The organism is Micromonospora sp. U21 (assembly GCF_018070045.1).
Taxonomy (GTDB): domain Bacteria; phylum Actinomycetota; class Actinomycetes; order Mycobacteriales; family Micromonosporaceae; genus Micromonospora.
The window spans coordinates 136,208-153,899 of record NZ_JAGPYK010000015.1 but is presented as its reverse complement, the minus strand read 5'-3'; the positions used below and the strand labels follow the sequence as shown (position 1 = coordinate 153,899).

The following is a 17,692-nucleotide window of genomic DNA, read 5'->3' as shown; positions in this document are numbered from 1 at the left end:
TAGCGACCGGCTGATGTTCCGCCTGATCGACTCGGCTTTCATGATGTCGGGGTGTCCAGGTCGTGGGGATGCCCCGGTTTCCGGGATCCCGAGTGGGTCAGCGCCCGTGCGGCGAAGTCAGCGTCGTTTGGCCGCGGTGACGAAGGCTCGCCAGGACTGTGGGTCGAAGGTGAGCACCGGGCCGGCCGGGTCCTTGCTGTCCCGCACACCGACGACGCCGACGAGGTTGTCGGCCACCTCGACGCAGTCGCCCTGCGTGCCGCTGCGGGTGGACTTGCGCCAGGTAGCGCCGATCAGCTCCATGACGTCATCACTTCCTTCATCAGCTCGACCGACTGCCGGTGAGGCAGCGCTTGACTGCGGACGCTCTCCCACCTGGCGAGCAGGATAGCCACATCCTCGTCCCGGTCGACCACCACGCCGCCGAGCTGAGTCTCCAGATGGCCTACCCAGCCACCGTCGCCACCTCGCGCCAGAGCGAACGGGCCCACCAGTCCGACGTGCATGGGGATGTCGCCCGGGATGATGTGGATGCTGATGTGCGGGCGGTCCGCACACTCGACAAGGCGTGTCACCTGCTCCGCCATGAGCGCTTGGAAGCTCTCGTCTGAACGGCGCAGAACGGTTTCCTCGACGACGGCGACGTACACGGGCGGGTCGGCTTGGCAAAGGATGGTCTGCCGATCCATCCGGACCGCGAGACGCTTCTCGACCTCGTCGTCGCTGATCGTGTTGTCGCTCCGGATCACTGCCCGGGCGTAATTTTCCGTCTGTAGCAACCCTGGAACGAGAGTCGGCTGGTAACACCGCATCTGCTGGGCCTGGCGTTCGGCTTCCAGCCACGGTCGCAGCCAGCTCGGCTGACCGTCCCGCTCGGCCAGCTTGAGCAGCGACGTCAGCAGCCCACCCGTGCCCAACACCTCGTCCGCCCGCTTGAGGAAGAACCGGTCGAGGGGGCGCTGACCCAGCTCGACGGCGGACACCTGTGAGCCCGAGAAGTGGACGAGCTTCCCGAACTCCTCCTGACTCAGCTCGGCGCGCAGCCGCAGCCGCCGGAGTTGTGCCCGGATCAGCTCGGCGGTCGGTTCACCTTCCACACTTCCTCCACGCTCTTTCCGGCGTTGCCCCGGCCGGTCCGGACGATCGCCGGGGACCGACCCGACCTTGCCCCGACCACCGTCGATGCCTTCCGACAGTAGTGCCGTACTCAGCAGAGTGTCACGTAGCGCCTGAAGGAGGTCGAGATGCGCAAGCGCCTTTCCGGTGAGCTGCCCGTACCCCGGCTCGGTCCGCACGCCGATCGGCCTCGGCCGTACCCGCCGGGCCACCGGCCGCACCTACCGATCCGCCCGCTGTGGTTGTGCCGGAGCTGCGGGCTGCCCTGGCCCTGCGCGGAAGCGCGGCTGCTGCTCAAGGTCGAGTACGACGATCACCACGTCGACCTGGCCATCTACCTCTCCGGGCTCTACCACGAGGCGACCCACGACCTGTTCCGGTTGAACCCGCACGACGGCCCGACGCCGCGCGAACTGTTCGAGCGGTTCGTCGCCTGGGGGCCGTACCGCCGACCGATCGTCGAGCCGGACCGATGATTGCGACCCGGGCGTCGCGGGTGTGGCAACCATGGCCGCCCCAGCTCGCGTCTGGGATGGCAGCACATCGCCACTCCGGGCGCGACTGATGACCTCCGCCACGTCGTCCCTCCGGGGACACCGAAGGCCGCGTCTCCGGTGACAGACTGGTCGCCGCAGGCAACGAGTGGCGTGAGGGAGGCGCGGGTGCGCTGGCGCAGTTTTGTCGCGGTCGGGGACAGCTTCACCGAGGGTATGGACGACGCCTACCCGGACGGCACCTACCGCGGTTGGGCGGATCTGGTGGCGACCCGGCTCGCCGCCGACGTGGGCCCCGACTTCCGCTATGCCAACCTGGCCATCCGGGGCCGGCTCTTTCCCAGTGTGGTCGCCGAGCAGGTGCCCGCGGCGGTGGCGATGAAGCCCGACCTGATCAGCTTCGCGGCCGGCGGCAACGACGTGCTGCGCCGCACCTTCGATCCGGACACGATGGTCGCCCGCTTCGACAACGTGGTGCGGCAGTTGCGCTCGGGCGGCGCGGACGTGCTGCTCTTCCGGTTCGCCGACGTGATGGCCCGGCTGCCCGGCCAGCGTCTCGTCGCCCCCCGGGTGGAGCTGCTCAACCAGGCGGTCGGCGAGACCGCGGAGCGGCACGGCACCATCCTGGTCGACCTCTACGCCGACGACACCTTCCTCAACCCGATGCTCTGGAGCACCGACCGGCTGCACCTGAACCCGGCCGGGCACCGGCGGGTGGCCGGGCAGGTGCTCAACGCGCTCGGCGTCGGCTGCGACGAGGAGTGGCTGCTCGTTCCGGAGCGACCGCTGCCGAAGCCGTGGCTGGCCTCCCGGGGAGACGATCTGCGCTGGGCCGGCCGGCACCTCGCCCCATGGATCAAGCGCCGGCTCACCGGCCGCTCGTCCGGCGACACGGTCACCGCGAAGCGCCCCTCACTGAGCCCGGTCACCGACTGACCATGCTGACCCTGCACACCGCACCGCTGCTGCGGCTCACCCCCGAGGGCGAGCCGGTGCCGGAGCACGCCGTGGTGGTGAGCGGCGACCGGATCGAGGCCGTCGGCCCACGGGCCGAGCTGAGCGGGACGTATGCCGGGGTCCGGGTCCGCCGCTGGCCCGGCACGCTGGGGCCGGGGCTGCTGAGCGACGAGCCGCTGCCGGCCGCGCCGACCCCGCGCGAGCGGGTGTACGCGCTGCTGCGGCGCGGGGTGACGGCGGTGCTGGCGGAGAATCTCGCCGACCCGGCGCTGCGGGCCGCCGTCGACAGGAGTGACCTGCTGGTGCTGCCGGCCGCCGTACCGCCGACCCTGCTTCGGGGCGGGCGCGCCGATCTGGCGGTCCTCGACGCCGACGGTGCCTGCCTGGTGACCGTGGTCGCCGGTCGGATCGCCCACCGCCGCGCCTGACCAGTGCGCGGCGTCGCACCCGATGGCCGGTCGCCAGGCAGGGTTGCGGCGTACCTTGGGGATCATGTCTGTGCCGAACGATCCTGATCCCCGCCTCCAGTCGTACGCGGACCCGCAGCGGCTCGTCACCACCGACTGGCTGGCCGAGCACCTGGGCGACGAGGGCCTCGTCGTGGTCGAGTCCGACGAGGACGTACTGCTCTACGAGTCCGGTCACATCCCCGGCGCCATCAAGATCGACTGGCACCTGGAGCTGAACGACCAGGTGACCCGGGACTACCTCGACGCGAAGAGCTTCGCTGAGATGTGCGCCGCCAAGGGCATCGGCCGAGGCGACACGGTGGTCTTCTACGGCGACAACTTCAACTGGTGGGCCGCGTACGCCCTCTGGGTCTTCTCGCTCTTCGGGCACGCCGACGTGCGGCTGCTCGACGGTGGCCGGCAGAAGTGGATCGCCGAGGGGCGTGAGGTGACCCGGGACAAGCCGTCCCGTCCGCGCGCCGACTACCCGGTGCCGCTGCGTGACGACACGCCGCTCCGGGCGTTCCGCGAGCAGGTGATGGCGCACATCGCCTCGGGTCGGCCGCTGGTCGACGTCCGGTCCCCGGGCGAGTACACCGGCGAGATGCTGCACATGCCGGACTACCCGCAGGAGGGTGCGCTGCGTGGCGGGCACATCCCGGGTGCGGTGAACAAGCCGTGGAAGTCCGCGGCCAACGAGGACGGCACGTTCAAGTCTTCCGACGAGCTTCGCGCGATCTACGCCGACCAGCTCGGGCTCAGCCCGGACGACGACGTGATCGCGTACTGCCGGATCGGTGAGCGGTCCAGTCACACCTGGTTCGTGCTGCGGCACCTGTTGGGCTACCCGCAGGTGCGCAACTACGACGGCTCCTGGACCGAGTGGGGCAACCTGGTCCGGGCCCCTGTCGTGAAGGGCGACCAGCCGGGCGGCCTCGCCGCCTGAGCAGCCCAACCGTCCCCGCGCGGCCGTTGTGGTCTCGCGGGGACGGTGCTCAACCGGCCAGCGCCACCACGCCGGGCAGTTCGCGGACCACGCCGGTGATCTCGCCGGTCTCCGGGTGCCAGCGCGCCACGCCGGCCGGTTGCAGGCGGAGCAGCACGGCGCCCTCGTTGTCCCAGCCCAGCACCTCGCAGCAGCCCTTCCACCGGTCCCGACCCAGGTCGAGCACGTGGGCCACGGCGCCGGTGCGGGCGTCCAGCACGGCCACCCCCTCGGCCCCGTCGATCTCGCCGCTGGTGATCCACGCCGCCCGGGCCAGCCGCTCGCCGTGCAACCAACCCCGGCCGTAGAACTCGTTGACCTGGTAGGGCGAGGGCAGCGCCGAGCCGGTGATCCGCTGTTCGGAGCGAATCGTGCCCTCGCGGGTGCGGCTGCGCAGCATCAGGCCGCCCCGCTCGCCGCCCACCTCGACGAGCGCCGCCTCGCGGCCGGCCGCCGGATCGGGTGCGACCAGGTCCCAGGCCGAAACGTCGACCTCACTCGCCGCGCCGGTCACCCGGTCCACCGCGTACGTCCGGTCGTCGCCGCCGACCAGCACCCGGTCGCTCGCCCAGACCACCAGCTCCAGGTAGCCCTGAAGGGGGATCCGGCGCACGGTCGCCCTGGTGAGGTCGACCATGATCAGTTCGTCGGTCTGGGCGAACGCGGCCGATCGACCGTCGGGTGACAGCACTCCCGGCTTCACGGGGAGCGCTTCGTTGCCGCCCTCGTCCCGGGTGGGCGCCGGGGTCACGACGTCGAGGCTGCGCACCACGCCGTCGTCGCCGAGGACCCGGATCGGGCCGTTCGCGCGGTGCTCCTGATCCACTGGCTGGAACAGGGCCAACGCCCGCTGGACTGGTCGCGCGGAGAGTGGCACGGTCGCCGGGTCAACGAGCCGGGCCAGCGGGTCGGGCGGAAAGGTCAGCTCGGCGGGCGCCCGCACCACCGGCGGGGCATGGCTGGGCTCGACGGTCGGTGCCACCGAACGCTCCGGCGCCACCGGAAGGTCCGGTGCCACCGAAAGGTCCGGCGGCCGCTCGGCGGGTGGTCGCAGGGCGGCCACCGTGCCGCCGCCGATCAGTGCCACGGCCAGGGCGACCGCGCCGACCGCCCGTCGGGTACGCCGGGTACGCCGTGCCCGCTCCCAGCCGGCCACCGCCGGGTGGCTGGGGCGGACGTCCTCGACGCTGACCGTCAGCAGCCGGCGCAGCTCCTGCTCGTTCACGGGTTCACCTCCAGGCCGGTGGCCAGGTCGCCGCGCGCCGCCGGGTCCTGGGTCGGCCGGGAGTCCCGGGCGAGGTCCGGGGCCACCTCGCGAAGGCGGCGCAGCCCCGCGTGGCACTGGCTCTTCACGGTGCCGACGGTCACCCCGAGCGCCTCGGCGGTGGCCACCTCGGTCAGGTCCTCGTAGTAGCGCAGCACCAGCACGGCCCGCTGCCGGGGCGGGAGCAGGCCGAGCGCGTCGTGCAGCGTGAGCCGGAGCGTGCCGTCACGGTCCGGGGCCACCTGCTCCGGCGGCTCGGCGCTGAGCCGTTCCCGCCGCCGGCGGCGCCACCACGACACCGTGTCCCGGTAGAGGATGGCCCGCACGTACGCCGCGGGATCGCCGTCGCGGACCGTTGTCCAGCGCAGCGCCAGTTTGAGCAGCGCGTCCTGGAGCAGGTCCTCGGCCTGGTGCCGGTTGCCACAGATCAGGTAGGCCGCGCGCAGCAGGCGGTGCTGGTGGCTCTCCACGAAGGCGAGGTAGCCGTCGCGTCCGTCGCTTGCCGCCGGTCCCATCCGCCCACCTCCCGGCCGTCGCGTTCGGCCTCACCTGGCAGACGCACGGGGAGGGGGAAAAGGTTGGGTCAGCTGTCCGGCTGCCCGGTCAGGTAGCGCTGAAGGGTTGGTGCGACCCAGGAAACCATTTCTTCCGGATCCAGCTCCACCATCGGCGGCAGGCGGACGATGTAGCGGGTGAAGGCGAGGCCGAGGATCTGACTGGCCACGAGGCCGGCACGCCGAGCGGTGGTGGCCGGGTCGGTCCCGAACGTCGCCACGGCCGCGGTGAGCTGGTCGGCGAAGATGCCGCGCATTCGCTCCGCCGCGCCCGGATTGGTGCTGGCGGCCCGGAGCAGTGCCACGAGCGTCTCGTCGCCGTCCCACCGGGCGAGGAAGTGCCGTACCAGCACCGCACCGAACCGCCCGGGTGGCACGTCGGTCAGGTCGGGGAGCCGGAGGTCGAACTCGGCCGCAGCTGCGAAGAGCCCCTCCTTGCTGCCGTAGTAGCGCATCACCATCGACGGGTCGATCCGGGCGTCGGCGGCGATGGCCCGGATCGTGGCGCGCTCGTACCCGTCCGCCGCGAACCGTTCGCGAGCGGCTCGCAGGATCGCGGCCCGGGTGACGTCCGAGCGGCGGGGTCGGGTCGGGTGGGCGGGCGCTGTCATGTCAACGACCGTATGCCAACACCTGTTGACACACAATGAGCGGCGACCTAGCGTTGCCAACAAGTGTTTGCCAACAAGTGTTGGCAACGTCGTTCGGGAGGTGGCCATGCTGCCCACACATACCGACGTCCTGGTGGTGGGCGCCGGCCCAACCGGCCTCGCCACCGCGCTGACACTGGCTCGCCGAGGAGTCGAGGTGGCCGTGGTGGACCAGCTCGGCAGCCCGCCGGTGACCTCCCGCGCGGCCGTCGTGCACGCGTACACCCTGGAGGTGCTGGACCGGATCGGCGCCGCGGCGCCGCTGGTCGCCCAAGGGGTGCGGGCGCCGCGCTTCACCGTCCGGGATCGGGACCGGGTGCTGCTGTCGGTCCCGTTCCACCAGTTGCCGTCCCGCTTTCCCTACGCGCTGATGGTCTCCCAGTCGGTCACCGAGGCCGTGCTCACCGAACGCCTGGCCGACGTCGGCGTCCAGGTGCGGCGGCCGTGCCGGCTGACCGGTCTGAGCCGGACCGCGGACGGGGTGGTCGCGCAGGTCGACGGCGCCGGGGTGCGTGCCCGGTTCGTGGTCGGCGCGGACGGTCTGCACAGCACGGTCCGGCAGTTGGCCGGCATCGGCTTCACCGGCCCCAGCGACGAGGAGTCGTTCGTGCTGGCCGACGCCCGGGTGCGCAGCACCCTGCCCCGCGACGAGGCGGCGCTCTTCCTCGCCCGCTCCGGGCCGCTGATCTGGGCGCCGCTCCCGGACGGGGTGGTCCGGCTGGTCGCCGCCGTGCCGGCGGCACCGGCCGAGCCGGACGCGGCGTACCTCCAGGCGCTGCTCGACGAGCGCGGCCCGGCCCGGCGACCCGACCGGGTGACGGAGGTGCTCTGGGGATCCCGGTTCCGGGTGCACCACCGGATCGCCGACACCTTCCGGGCCGGCCCGGTGCTGCTGGCCGGCGACGCCGGGCACGTGCACAGCCCCGCCGGCGGGCAGGGCATGAACCTCGGCATCTGCGACGCGGTGGCGCTCGGCACCGCACTGGCCGATGTGCTCGGCGGCGGCCCGGAGACGCTGCTCGACGAGTACACCGCCCGGCAGCGCCCGATGGCCGAGGACGTGCTGAGGTTCGCCGCCGGGCTGACCCGGCTGGCCACCCTCTCCCCGGCCCGCCGGCCGGTCCGGGACGTGCTGCTCCGGCTGCTCGGTGCCCTACCGCCGGCCCGGCGCCAGATCGCGCTGCGCCTGTCCGGGCTGTCCCACCGGGAACGAACGCCGGGCTAGGCCCGCAGTGTCCGCCACGCCGCCAGGGTGACCAGTGCGAACGTCCCGGCCGCCGCACCCGCCACCGGCACGGTTCCGTACGCCGAGGCGACCAGCCCGGCGAGCGCCGCGCCCACCGGTGCGGTGAGCAGCCCGACCATCCGCTGGGCGGCACCCACCCGACCGAGCAGTCCGCTCGGCACGTGCCGCTGCCCGTACGACGCCCACAGGCTGTTCCACACCACGGTGCCGGCGGCGAAGACGGCCAGCGCGATCCCGCCGGGCACCGGATGCCGGGCCAGCGCGAACCCGGTCAGCGCGACGGTCTGCACGGCGAGAACCGCGCCGAGCGCGGGCACCGTGCCGAGTCGGGCGGCGAGCCGACCCGCCCCGAGCGCCCCGGCCACGCCGCCGAGGATCGCACCCGCGGCGAACAGCCCGTACCCGGCCGGTGGCACCCGCAACACGTCCAGGGCGTAGAGCACCAGCACCGCCAGCACGCCGCTGATCGCCAGGTTGCTCGCGGCGGTGAGCAGAGTGACCCGCCACAGTGTCCGGTGCCCGCGCAGCCACCGCACCCCCTCGACGATCTCGCCCCACACCGACCCCCGCCGAGCTCCGGTCACCGCGTGCGGAGCGGGTGTCGGAGTGAGGGCCAGGACGAGCAGGGCGGCCACGGCGAAGGTGACGGCGTCGACGGTGAACGGAAGGGCGGGAGCGGCGGCGAAGAGAATGCCGGCGGCGGGCGCGCCGAGGAAGCCGCCGGCCACCGCCGTACCGGCCTGGAGCCGGCCGTTCGCCCGGGTTAGCGCGGCCGGCGGCACCAGCGCGGGCAGCAGCGCGAACGAGGCCGCGTCGAAGAGGGTGCCCAGCGCGGCGAGGAGGAACGCGGCCACCAGCAGCGCCGGGACGCCGGCCCGGTCGAAGGCGACCGCCACGGCCAGCGCCGCCACCACGACGGCGCGTACCCCGTCCACCAGGGCCATCGTCCGCCGGCGGTCCCAGCGGTCCGCGTACACGCCGCCGAGCAGGCCGAGGAGCAGCGGCGGCAGCTGAGCGACCACGGTGACCGCCGCGATGACCCGGGGGTCGTGGGTCAGCGTCGCGGCCAGCAGCGCCAGGGCCGGGGTACGCAGCGCGTCCCCCAGCCGGGAGGAGACGGCGGCGGACCAGAGCAGCCGGAAGTCCCGGCCGAGAGCGGAGGAGGTCATGGCGGTGACCGTGCGGGTTCGACCGGGTCGAGGGTCAAGCCACCGGGCGAAAGGGGGACGCACGCGTCGGTGATCATCGGTACGGTGGGCGCCGGCATCGGACCGGGGAGAACTCAGGCGTGGACCACACCTTCCAGGTTGACCTCCGTGGCGTGGTCGACCTGCTCAGTCATCACCTCTACGGCAGCCCGCGGGTCTACGTCCGCGAGTTGCTCCAGAACTCGGTGGACGCGATCACCGCGCGGCGTGCGAGTGAGCCGGACGCTCCCGCGCTGGTCCGCATCGAGCCGCCGGACAGCACCGGCGACGGCACGCTGCGGGTGCACGACACCGGCATCGGCCTCACCGAGGCGCAGGTGCACGAGCTGCTGGCCACCATCGGCCGCAGCTCCAAGCGCGACGAGCTGGGTTTCTCCCGGCACGAGTTCCTCGGCCAGTTCGGCATCGGCCTGCTCTCCTGCTTCCTGGTGGCCGACGAGATCCAGGTGCTCACCCGACACGGGGACCACCCCACGGTCCGCTGGACCGGGTACGCCGACGGCCGCTACGCGGTGACGGTGGCGCCGCCGGAGGCCGCCCGCTCCGAGCCGGGCACCACGGTCACGCTGGTGCCCCGCCGCGACGCCGACCAGTGGTTCAGCACCCCGACCGTCACCGACCTGGCCCGGCTGTTCGGTTCCCTGCTGCCGGTCACCGTCCGGGTCGGCGACGTGGTCACCACCACCGGCGAACCACCCTGGCCGACGACGGCGGGAGCGCCGGTCGACCGGGCGGCGCTGATCCGGTACGCCCGGGAGATGCTCGGCGTCGACCCGTTCGACGTGGTGCCACTGACCGTGCCGGAGGCCGGGGTGACCGGTGTCGCCTTCATCCTGCCCACCCCGGTGAACCCGGCGGCCCGGGCCGGGCACCGGGTCTACCTCAAGCGGATGCTGCTCACCGAGCACGCCGACGGGCTGCTGCCGGACTGGGCGTTCTTCGCGCACTGCGTGGTGGACGCGACCGAGCTGCGCCCGACCGCCAGCCGGGAGGCCCTCTACGAGGACACCCTGCTGACCGCGACCCGGGAGGCGCTCGGCGACCAGGTACGCGGCTGGCTGGTCCGGCTGGCCCGGCACGACCCGCACCGGCTGGCCGAGTTCCTCCAGGTGCACCACCTCGGCGTGAAGGCGTTGGCGCTGCACGACGACGAGATGCTCCGGCTGGTCGACCGGTGGTGGCCGATGGACACCAACGTCGGCACGCTCACCCTCGCCGAGTTCCGGGAGCGCTACGGCGTGGTCCGTTACGCGGCGAGCCTCGACGAGTTCCGTCAGCTCGCCGCGGTGGCCGCCGCGCAGGACCTGGCGGTGGTCAACGCCGGCTACACGTACGACACCGAGCTGATCGAGCGGCTGCCGGTGGTGGACCGCTCGGTGCTGATCGAGCGGCTGGAGCCGAGCGACCTCACCACCCGGTTCGACGCGCTCGACCCGCAGGTGGAGTTGGCGCTGCGACCGTTCCTCACGGCGGCGCAGCGGGCCGTCGAGCGCTCCGGCTGCGAGGTGGTCATCCGGGCGTACGACCCCGTCTCGCTGCCCGCGCTCTACCTGGTCAGCCGGTCGGCGGCGTTCAACGACCAGCTCGCGGCCAGCCGGGACCGGGCCGACGAGCTGTGGGGCGGCGTGCTCGACGCGCTCGCCGCCACCGCCCCGCCGGACCGCCCACAGCTGGTGCTCAACCACCGCAACCCGCTGGTCCGCCGGGTCACCATGCTGGCCGACCCGGAACTGGTCGGGCTCGCCGTCGAGGCGCTGTACGGGCAGGCGCTGCTGCTCGGTCACCATCCGATCCGCGCGGCCGACGCCGCGCTGCTGAACGATTCGTTCCTCGGCCTGCTCGGCCGGGCCGTTCCGGGACGGGAGTGAGCATGAGCGACGAGGATCTCTGGCGTGTGCTGCGCGGCATCGCCGACATGCCGTACGGGGCGGGGCAGATCGCCGCGCTGGAACAGTTGCTGCGTCGGGTGGACGCCGCGGACGACCGGCACCTCGCCTTCGTCACCCGGATGCAGGCCACCACCGGGTACGTCTACGGCGGTGAGCCGGCGAAGTCCTTCGTGACCTTCTCCTGGTGCCTGTCCGAGTTCGACCGCGATCCGCAGCCCTACCACCAGCGCCACCTGCACCAGCTGCTGTGGCACTTCAAGTACATGGTGTCCGGCCTGCTGAAGTTCCCCGAGGTGCCGCTGGACCGCACGTACGCGGTGCTGGACGACATGGAGCGGCGCTACAAGGCCGGCGGGCACAGCCTGCAGACCGTCCACAAGCACCGGTTCCGGGTCGCCGACCACGTGGGCGACGCCGATGCGGCCGCGCACTGGTACCGGCTCTGGCAGACCACCCCGCGCGACGAGCTGTCCGACTGCGCCGGCTGTGACCCGACGAGCCAGGTGGGCTACCTCGCCGACACGGGGCGGGACGCCGAGGCGGTGACGCTGGCCGAGCCGGTGCTCGCCGGTCGACTCACCTGCACCGAGCAGCCGCAGGCGATCCTCACCGCGCTGCTCCTGCCGTACCTGCGCACCGGGCGGGGTGAGTCGGCGCGGGACGCGCACCGGGAGGCGTACCGCCGGCTGCGCGGCAACCTCGCCGACCTGTGGGACATCGGCGACCACATCGAGTTCTGCACGTTGACCGGCAACGAGGCGCGTGCGGTCGAGCTGGTCGAACGGCACCTGGACTGGCTGGACCGGCCGCCGTCGCCGGCCGCCGCGATGCACTTCGCGGCGACCGCCGCCGCCGCGCTGCGCCAGGCCGGCCAGGCAGGCGCGCCGACCGTGTACCGCCGTGCCGCCGAGGGTCGGCCGGCCGGCGAGGTGCCCGCGCTGGCGCTCGCCGACGAACTGGCGGAGACCGCGACCACCCTGGCCGCGCGCTTCGACGCCCGTAACGGCACCGTGCACCAGTCGGAGTGGATCGCCCAACGGCTCGCCGTGCGGGCCAGCGGTGAGCACCTGCCGCTCTCCGCCAGCGTCCGCCGCCGTCCGGCCCGCCCGGCCGGGGACGAGCCGAGCGTCCGCCGCGACCGGGGTGCGTCACCGGCCGTCGCAGACCGGACGCGCGCCGGCGACGAGGCCACCGTGACCCTGCCCGCCGACGCCGGCCCGGACGAGCTGCTGGCCCTCGCCGAGGAGAGCTGGGGCCGGCACGACCGGGCCACCTTCCGGGCGGCGCTGGCCGCCTGCGACGAACGGTTCGGCACCGACGACCTGCCACCGCGCACGGTCGCGCACCGGCTGGCGCTGCGGGCGGCCGAGCGTGGTGACGAGGACGACATCGCGGGCGCGATCGAGATGAACCGGGCGGCGTTGAGCCGGTACCGGGAGGCGGCCGAGGAGGTGCCCGCCCAGGTGGTCGCCGGGCGGCTCGGCGTGCTGCTGACCCGCTCCGACGACGACGCCGAGGAGGGGCTGGCGCTGGTCCGGGCCGCTGCCGAGGCGTTGGAGCGGCTCGGCGACGCCCGACAGCGGGCCGCGGGGTACGACCGGGTGGCCCTGGCGCTGCTGCACCGGGAACGCTGGGCGGAGGCGCTCGCCGCGCTCGACCGCGTGCCGGCCGAGGCGGGCGGCGACCGGCACCTGGCGGCCCGGATCGCGCTGCACCGGGCGCATCTGCTGGAGCAGTCGGACCGCGTCGACGAGGCTCGCGCGGCCGCCGACGAGGCCCGCCGGATCGGCCGTGAGCTGGGCGTCGGCGAGCTGACCACGGCGGCCTGCCTGACGTACGTCAGGACGGTGGACGATCCGGCCGACGCGGTGGCCGCCTGCGACGAGGCGTTGAGGGTGGCACCGGCGAATGCGGAGCTGCCGGTCCGGGTCGCCCGGGCCCGGGCCCTGCTCTCCGCCGGGCGGGCCGCCGACGCGGTGGACGACTTCGTCGAGGCGGTGACGCTCTGCGTGGAGCGGGGCGCGGAGGGGGACGCCTTCCTGCGCTGGGAGTTGGCGAACGCGTACCGGGTGGTGGGTCGGCTCGGTGAGGCGGCCGAGGTCGCCGAGGAGGCCGTCCTCGGTCTGGACCGGCTCGGCGCCCAGGCGGAGGCGGACCGCTGCCGGCACCTCCTGGCCGGCGTCTACGCCGGGCTCGGCGAGATCGACCCGGCGCTGGCGCTGCTGGAGCGGCTGGCCGACAATCTGGACGGCCCGGACAACCTCCCGCACCGCGCGCAGGTGCTGGAGGAGGCCGGCGGGATCCTCTACGACGCCGACCGGGACGCGGTGGCCGCCGAGCGGTTCGCGGCTGCCGCCACGGCGTACCGGCTCGCCGACCTGCCGCTCGACGAGCTGCGGGCCCGCCGGCGGGAGGCGTACGCCTGGTTCTGGTCCGATGACCGGCCGGCAGCGGTACGCGCCATCGAGCTGGTGGACGGGTTGGCGGCGACGCTGACCGGGCAGCCGGATCAGTCGCCGCCGGTGACGTATGAGCTGGCGATGGCGGCCGAGGCCGGGGCGCGGGTGCTGACTGGGGAGGACCGGCCGGACGAGGCGCTGGGCCGGCTCGCCGGGGTGCCCGACCGGTTGCGGTCGATCGAGGCGTTCGGCGAGGCCGCGCAGGTCGAGATCCTCACCGGTGAGCTGCTGCTGCGCCTGGACCGGCCGGCCGAGGCGGAGCCGCTGCTGCGCCGGGTGCTCGGTGGACTTCCGGCGGACTCGCGACCGGTGCGCCAGACCGCCTGGCTGCTGGCCCGTGCGCTGGACCTCTTGGACCGGCCGGAGGAGGCCGCGGCGCTGCGGGCGGAGCACGACCTCGACCCGGACGACTGACCCGACCGGCGGTGCGGCATGCGCAACCGACCGGTAACCACCGCTCCACCGCACGCAGCTCGCGGTCTACGCTTGCCCCGTGACGGTGGAGCAGCAGGCACGGGGCGCGGCGGGTGCGGGCCGGCGCCGGTCCCGCAAGGACGAGATCCTGGAGATCGCGGTCGGCCTGTTCGCCGCCCGGGGCTACCACGGGGTGTCGATGGACGACATCGGCGCGGCCGCCGGGGTGACCGGTCCGGCGCTCTACCACCACTTCGCCGGCAAGGAGGCGATGCTGGCCGCCGCGCTGATCCCGGTCAGCGAAGGGCTGCTCGCCGGTGGGCGGGAGCGGTCCACCGGGCGCCCGGACGACCCGCGCGGCGTACTGGAGTCGTTGATCGACTTCCACGTCGAGTTCGCGCTGGCCAACCCGGCGGTGATCGCGCTGCACCTGCACGAGCTGGACCGCCTGCCGGACGAGCCGCGACGGCGGATCCGCCGCCTTCAGCGACTTTACGTCGAGGAGTGGGTGACCGTGCTCACCGCGCTGCACCCGGGCATGCCCGACGGTGAGGCGCGGGTGCTGGCGCACGCCGCGTTCGGCCTGATGAACTCGACCCCCTTCCTCGGTGGCGAGGTGGACCGGCGACGCCGTGCCGAGCTGCTGCGCGACGCCGCGCTGGCCGCGCTGCTCGCCTGAACCCGACTCGTCAGAAGCGTGCCGGTCATGGTTCCCTGACATCCGTCCCAACATCCGGACGCCGGGAGGAAACATGATCGAGTCACTGCTGGTCGCCAATCGGGGCGAGATCGCCCGCCGGATCGTCCGGACCGCCAGGCGGCTCGGCATCCGCGCGATCGCGGTGTACTCGGAGGCCGACGCCCACCTGCCGTTCGTCGCCGAGGCGGACGAGGCCGTCCTCATCGGCCCGCCGAACCCGGCGCAGAGCTACCGCGACACCGGGGCGATCCTCGCCGCCGCGAAGTCGACCGGCGCGCAGGCCATCCACCCCGGGTACGGCTTCCTGTCGGAGAACGCCGAGTTCGCCCGTACCGTCGAGTCGAGCGGCCTGATCTGGGTCGGCCCCGGCGCGGACGCGATCACCGCGATGGGCGACAAGATCAACGCTCGGAACCTGATGGCGGCGGCCGGCGTTCCGGTCGCGCCCGGCACCACCGACCCGGCCGTCGACCTGGACACGGCGGTGGCCGCCGCCTCCGAGATCGGTTACCCGGTGATGGTCAAGGCCGCCGCCGGTGGCGGTGGCATGGGCATGGGCGTGGCCGTGGACGAGGCCGCGCTGCGCACCGAGTACGACAAGGTGCGCGCGTTCGCCGAGCGGATGTTCGGTGACGGCTCGGTGCTGATCGAGCGGTACTTCCCCCGGGTACGCCACGTCGAGGTGCAGATTCTCGGGCTGGCCGACGGCCGGGTGGTGGCGCTCGGCGAGCGGGAGTGCTCGGTGCAGCGCCGCAACCAGAAGCTGGTCGAGGAGTCCCCGTCCCCGGCCGTGTCGCCGGAGCTGCGCGAGCGTTTCCTGGCGGCTGCGGTGCGCGCCGGTGAAGCGGTCGGCTACCGCAACGCGGGCACGGTGGAGTGCCTGCTCGATCCCGCTTCCAACGAGTTCTTCTTCCTGGAGATGAACACGCGGCTCCAGGTGGAGCACCCGGTGACCGAGTACGTCTACGGCGTCGACCTGGTCGAGGAGCAGTTGCGGGTGGCGTCGGGGCTGGCGCCGACCTTCGATCCGGACGCGCTGGCGCCGAGTGGGCACGCCATCGAGATGCGGATCAACGCCGAGGACCCGAAGCGCTTCCTGCCCGGCCCCGGCGTGATCAGGACCTGGGTGGAGCCGGCGGGTGAGGGTGTCCGGGTGGACTCCGGCTACACCGAGGGCAACACGGTCACCCCGTTCTACGACAGCCTGATGGCCAAGCTGATCATCAGCGGTGACACGCGGGAGCAGGTGATCGAGCGGGCCCGGACGGCGGTCGCCGCCTTCCAGATCGAGGGCCCGAAGAACAATCTGCCGTTCTTCGCCGAGCTGTTGGAGAACGAGGAGTTCCTCTCCGGCGCGTACGACACGGCCATCGTCTCCCGCATGCGCTGACCGGCCAGGTCGTCGTCCCAACGGCCTCACGAGACTGGTACCTGCGCCCTTTGCTCTGCTTACCTGGACGCAACAGCGGTTGTCCGGATACCGGACGGTCGCCGTTGCGTCGGTTGAAGCAGAGCAAAGAGGCCGACATCCCGCCCCGATCCGACGTCACAGCGAGGTGACCAATGAGCCAGCTGCCAAATTCCGTGTCGATCCGCGAGGTTGGGCCGCGGGACGGGCTGCAGAACGAGGACCCGATCCCGACCGACGCCAAGGTGCGGCTGCTCGACGCGCTCTCCGGCACCGGGGTACGCCGGATCGAGGCGGTGTCGTTCGTGCACCCGAAGGCGATCCCGCAGATGGCCGACGCCGACGAGGTGTGGCGGCGGGCGGCGCGGGTCGAAGGGGTGCGCTACTCGGCCCTGGTGCCGAACACTCGCGGCGCCCAGCGGGCCCTGGCCGCCGGGTTCACCGAGATCGAGGTGGTGGTCTCGGCCAGCGACACGCACAACCGGCGCAACGTCAACCGCTCCACCGACGAGTCGCTGGACGACATCGCCGAGCTGATCGACCTGCTGCACGGCGCCTCCGCACGGGTCGAGGTGATCGTGGCGACCAGCTTCGGCTGCCCGTACGAGGGGGACGTCGACCCGGAGCGGGTGGCCGGCATCGTCGACCGGGTGGTCCGCGACGGCGCGGACCGGGTCGCGTTCGGCGACACGACCGGCATGGGCACTCCGCGCCGGGTCCGTGAGCTGCTGACCGCGGTACGCGACCGCAACGCGCACGTGCCGGTGCTGCTGCACTTCCACAACACCCGGGGCACCGCGCTGGCCAACCTGCTGACCGCGCTGGAGCTGGGGGTGACCGAGTTCGACGCCAGCGTGGGCGGCCTGGGTGGCTGCCCGTACGCCCCGGGAGCCAGCGGCAACCTGGCCACCGAGGAGGCCGTGCACATGCTGCACGACATGGGCATCGACACCGGCATCGACCTGGCCGCCCTGATCGAGGCGGCCGAGCTGGCCGAGCATCTGCTCGGCAAGAAGCTCCCGTCCGGCGTGCTGCGCGCCGGCCCCCGTACCCGTCTGACCCCGATGCCGAGCTGAGCGATCGGGAACGCGGGGAGGGGCCGGCAACGTGCCGGCCCCTCCGTCGTGTCTGCTCGCTCGGTCAGCCCACCGTGGTGAGCGCGGCCGGCCAGCTGTCGCGGAAGATGTCCGCTCCGGTGCGGTCCGTGCTGCGCTCGGTGGCGATCCGGGTGCCGGCGAAGAGGTTGCTCACCCGGTTCGCCTCGGCGGTGCTCGGGTACGGGTTGGTGCAGCTGGTGCCGGCGCTGCCGCCGGACATAAGGAGCGCGCAGTTCCCGTTGTAGTTGTCCGGGAGGCCGAGGATGTGCCCGATCTCGTGGGTCATGATCCGCAGCACGCTGTACTGGGCAGCCTGCTGGGTGTCGATGTAGACCCGGCCGTTGCCGAGGCTGGTCCGCACCGCGTACGAGCCGCCGCCGGTGATCCGGTAGATCCGCAGGTTGGAGCCGCAGTTCGCCGAGAGCGTCAGGTTGACGGTGGCGTTGTTCCAGATCGATGCGGCCTGGTTGGCGACGCTGGCGTAGCTTCCCGCCTGGCTGGTGTTGTAGCAGATGGTCATGGCGGCGGACGCGGGCGCCGGGTTGGCGACCGTGACGCCGAGGGTGGCGAGCGCCGTCGCGACGAACGCGACCGCGAGCCGATTGAGTCGTGAGGTCATCGCTGACTCCAATCTCGGAGGGGGGTGCCAGGAGCCTAATCGCAGAGATTAATAGATTTCAATGTTTGGTTCGAATTCACAGTCTCCCGATGCCACCCGACGCCCGGCCCGCCCAGGGGTCGCCGCGTGTCGCGCGAATGCGATAGCCTAACGATCGTTCAGGTCAGTACGGGTGAGGAGTCA

General features: G+C 72.9%; 17 protein-coding genes. 10 read left to right on the top strand and 7 right to left on the bottom strand.

Annotated elements, in window-relative coordinates; translation table 11 throughout:
* Positions 1-117: 117 nt before the first annotated feature.
* Positions 118-303 (bottom strand): DUF397 domain-containing protein, encoded by a 186-nt coding sequence (locus KBX63_RS20610; protein ID WP_121654199.1) that lies wholly within the window; start codon positions 301-303, stop codon positions 118-120.
* Positions 294-1,097, bottom strand: coding sequence for a helix-turn-helix transcriptional regulator (locus KBX63_RS20605; RefSeq protein ID WP_210913098.1), 804 nt, complete (start codon positions 1,095-1,097; stop codon positions 294-296). Before KBX63_RS20605 ends, KBX63_RS20610 begins: the two co-directional genes overlap by 10 nt.
* A 147-nt stretch (positions 1,098-1,244) precedes the next feature.
* On the opposite strand from KBX63_RS20605, the gene KBX63_RS20600 reads away from it, so the two are divergent.
* The 4 genes from KBX63_RS20600 (at position 1,245) to KBX63_RS20585 (ending at position 3,962) form a co-directional block, all read left to right on the top strand.
* Positions 1,245-1,592, top strand: coding sequence for a hypothetical protein (locus KBX63_RS20600; RefSeq protein ID WP_210913063.1), 348 nt, complete (start codon positions 1,245-1,247; stop codon positions 1,590-1,592).
* A gap of 186 nt (positions 1,593-1,778) precedes the next feature.
* Positions 1,779-2,546 (top strand): SGNH/GDSL hydrolase family protein, encoded by a 768-nt coding sequence (locus KBX63_RS20595; protein ID WP_210913062.1) that lies wholly within the window; start codon positions 1,779-1,781, stop codon positions 2,544-2,546.
* A 2-nt stretch (positions 2,547-2,548) separates the two neighbouring features.
* On the top strand, positions 2,549-2,995 hold the full coding sequence (locus tag KBX63_RS20590; RefSeq protein WP_210913061.1) for a hypothetical protein: 447 nt from the start codon (positions 2,549-2,551) through the stop codon (positions 2,993-2,995).
* Positions 2,996-3,059: 64 nt separating this feature from the next.
* A complete protein-coding gene (locus tag KBX63_RS20585; protein WP_210913056.1) occupies positions 3,060-3,962 on the top strand; it encodes a sulfurtransferase in 903 nt (300 codons plus the stop codon).
* A 49-nt stretch (positions 3,963-4,011) separates the two neighbouring features.
* Here KBX63_RS20585 and KBX63_RS20580 read toward each other — a convergent pair whose 3' ends face one another.
* From KBX63_RS20580 to KBX63_RS20570, 3 genes are all read right to left on the bottom strand, one after another.
* A complete protein-coding gene (locus KBX63_RS20580; protein ID WP_210913054.1) occupies positions 4,012-5,226 on the bottom strand; it encodes a hypothetical protein in 1,215 nt (404 codons plus the stop codon).
* On the bottom strand, positions 5,223-5,780 hold the full coding sequence (locus KBX63_RS20575; protein WP_247662740.1) for a SigE family RNA polymerase sigma factor: 558 nt from the start codon (positions 5,778-5,780) through the stop codon (positions 5,223-5,225). The genes KBX63_RS20580 and KBX63_RS20575 overlap by 4 nt, the downstream gene beginning before the upstream one ends.
* Positions 5,781-5,848: 68 nt before the next feature.
* A complete protein-coding gene (locus KBX63_RS20570; RefSeq protein ID WP_210913047.1) occupies positions 5,849-6,430 on the bottom strand; it encodes a TetR family transcriptional regulator in 582 nt (193 codons plus the stop codon).
* A gap of 106 nt (positions 6,431-6,536) precedes the next feature.
* On the opposite strand from KBX63_RS20570, the gene KBX63_RS20565 reads away from it, so the two are divergent.
* A complete protein-coding gene (locus tag KBX63_RS20565) occupies positions 6,537-7,694 on the top strand; it encodes an FAD-dependent oxidoreductase (RefSeq protein WP_210913046.1) in 1,158 nt (385 codons plus the stop codon).
* On the opposite strand, the gene KBX63_RS20560 is transcribed toward KBX63_RS20565, so the two are convergent.
* Entirely contained in the window at positions 7,691-8,884 is a 1,194-nt protein-coding gene (locus KBX63_RS20560) for an MFS transporter (protein WP_210913045.1), read from the bottom strand. The two genes, KBX63_RS20565 and KBX63_RS20560, sit on opposite strands and share 4 nt — an antisense overlap.
* A 119-nt stretch (positions 8,885-9,003) precedes the next feature.
* On the opposite strand from KBX63_RS20560, the gene KBX63_RS20555 reads away from it, so the two are divergent.
* The 5 genes from KBX63_RS20555 to KBX63_RS20535 all read left to right on the top strand — a co-directional run bounded on the left by KBX63_RS20555 (position 9,004) and on the right by KBX63_RS20535 (position 16,869).
* Positions 9,004-10,791, top strand: coding sequence for an HSP90 family protein (locus tag KBX63_RS20555; RefSeq protein ID WP_210913044.1), 1,788 nt, complete (start codon positions 9,004-9,006; stop codon positions 10,789-10,791).
* Between the two features lie 2 nt (positions 10,792-10,793).
* Positions 10,794-13,685, top strand: coding sequence for a hypothetical protein (locus KBX63_RS20550; RefSeq protein WP_210913043.1), 2,892 nt, complete (start codon positions 10,794-10,796; stop codon positions 13,683-13,685).
* A gap of 79 nt (positions 13,686-13,764) precedes the next feature.
* On the top strand, positions 13,765-14,364 hold the full coding sequence (locus tag KBX63_RS20545; RefSeq protein ID WP_210913042.1) for a TetR/AcrR family transcriptional regulator: 600 nt from the start codon (positions 13,765-13,767) through the stop codon (positions 14,362-14,364).
* A 73-nt stretch (positions 14,365-14,437) separates the two neighbouring features.
* Positions 14,438-15,775, top strand: coding sequence for an acetyl/propionyl/methylcrotonyl-CoA carboxylase subunit alpha (locus KBX63_RS20540; protein ID WP_210913041.1), 1,338 nt, complete (start codon positions 14,438-14,440; stop codon positions 15,773-15,775).
* Between the two features lie 173 nt (positions 15,776-15,948).
* Complete coding sequence (locus tag KBX63_RS20535; protein WP_210913039.1) at positions 15,949-16,869, top strand: hydroxymethylglutaryl-CoA lyase; 921 nt, start codon at positions 15,949-15,951, stop codon at positions 16,867-16,869.
* 64 nt (positions 16,870-16,933) lie between these two features.
* Here the strand turns inward: KBX63_RS20535 and KBX63_RS20530 are convergent, their stop codons facing one another.
* The gene (locus KBX63_RS20530) at positions 16,934-17,509 is read right to left on the bottom strand and encodes a snapalysin family zinc-dependent metalloprotease (protein WP_210913037.1); all 576 of its coding nucleotides are present in this window, start codon (positions 17,507-17,509) and stop codon (positions 16,934-16,936) included.
* Between the last annotated feature and the right edge of the window lie 183 nt (positions 17,510-17,692).

Coding starts and splice junctions, on each gene's coding strand:
- KBX63_RS20560 (WP_210913045.1), bottom strand. CDS start 8,884: ATGACCTCCTCCGCTCTCGGCCGGGACTTCCGGCTGCTCTGGTCCGCC.
- KBX63_RS20540 (WP_210913041.1), top strand. CDS start 14,438: ATGATCGAGTCACTGCTGGTCGCCAATCGGGGCGAGATCGCCCGCCGG.
- KBX63_RS20550 (WP_210913043.1), top strand. CDS start 10,794: ATGAGCGACGAGGATCTCTGGCGTGTGCTGCGCGGCATCGCCGACATG.
- KBX63_RS20610 (WP_121654199.1), bottom strand. CDS start 303: ATGGAGCTGATCGGCGCTACCTGGCGCAAGTCCACCCGCAGCGGCACG.
- KBX63_RS20600 (WP_210913063.1), top strand. CDS start 1,245: ATGCGCAAGCGCCTTTCCGGTGAGCTGCCCGTACCCCGGCTCGGTCCG.
- KBX63_RS20565 (WP_210913046.1), top strand. CDS start 6,537: ATGCTGCCCACACATACCGACGTCCTGGTGGTGGGCGCCGGCCCAACC.
- KBX63_RS20585 (WP_210913056.1), top strand. CDS start 3,060: ATGTCTGTGCCGAACGATCCTGATCCCCGCCTCCAGTCGTACGCGGAC.
- KBX63_RS20575 (WP_247662740.1), bottom strand. CDS start 5,780: ATGGGACCGGCGGCAAGCGACGGACGCGACGGCTACCTCGCCTTCGTG.
- KBX63_RS20535 (WP_210913039.1), top strand. CDS start 15,949: ATGAGCCAGCTGCCAAATTCCGTGTCGATCCGCGAGGTTGGGCCGCGG.
- KBX63_RS20530 (WP_210913037.1), bottom strand. CDS start 17,509: ATGACCTCACGACTCAATCGGCTCGCGGTCGCGTTCGTCGCGACGGCG.
- KBX63_RS20570 (WP_210913047.1), bottom strand. CDS start 6,430: ATGACAGCGCCCGCCCACCCGACCCGACCCCGCCGCTCGGACGTCACC.
- KBX63_RS20590 (WP_210913061.1), top strand. CDS start 2,549: ATGCTGACCCTGCACACCGCACCGCTGCTGCGGCTCACCCCCGAGGGC.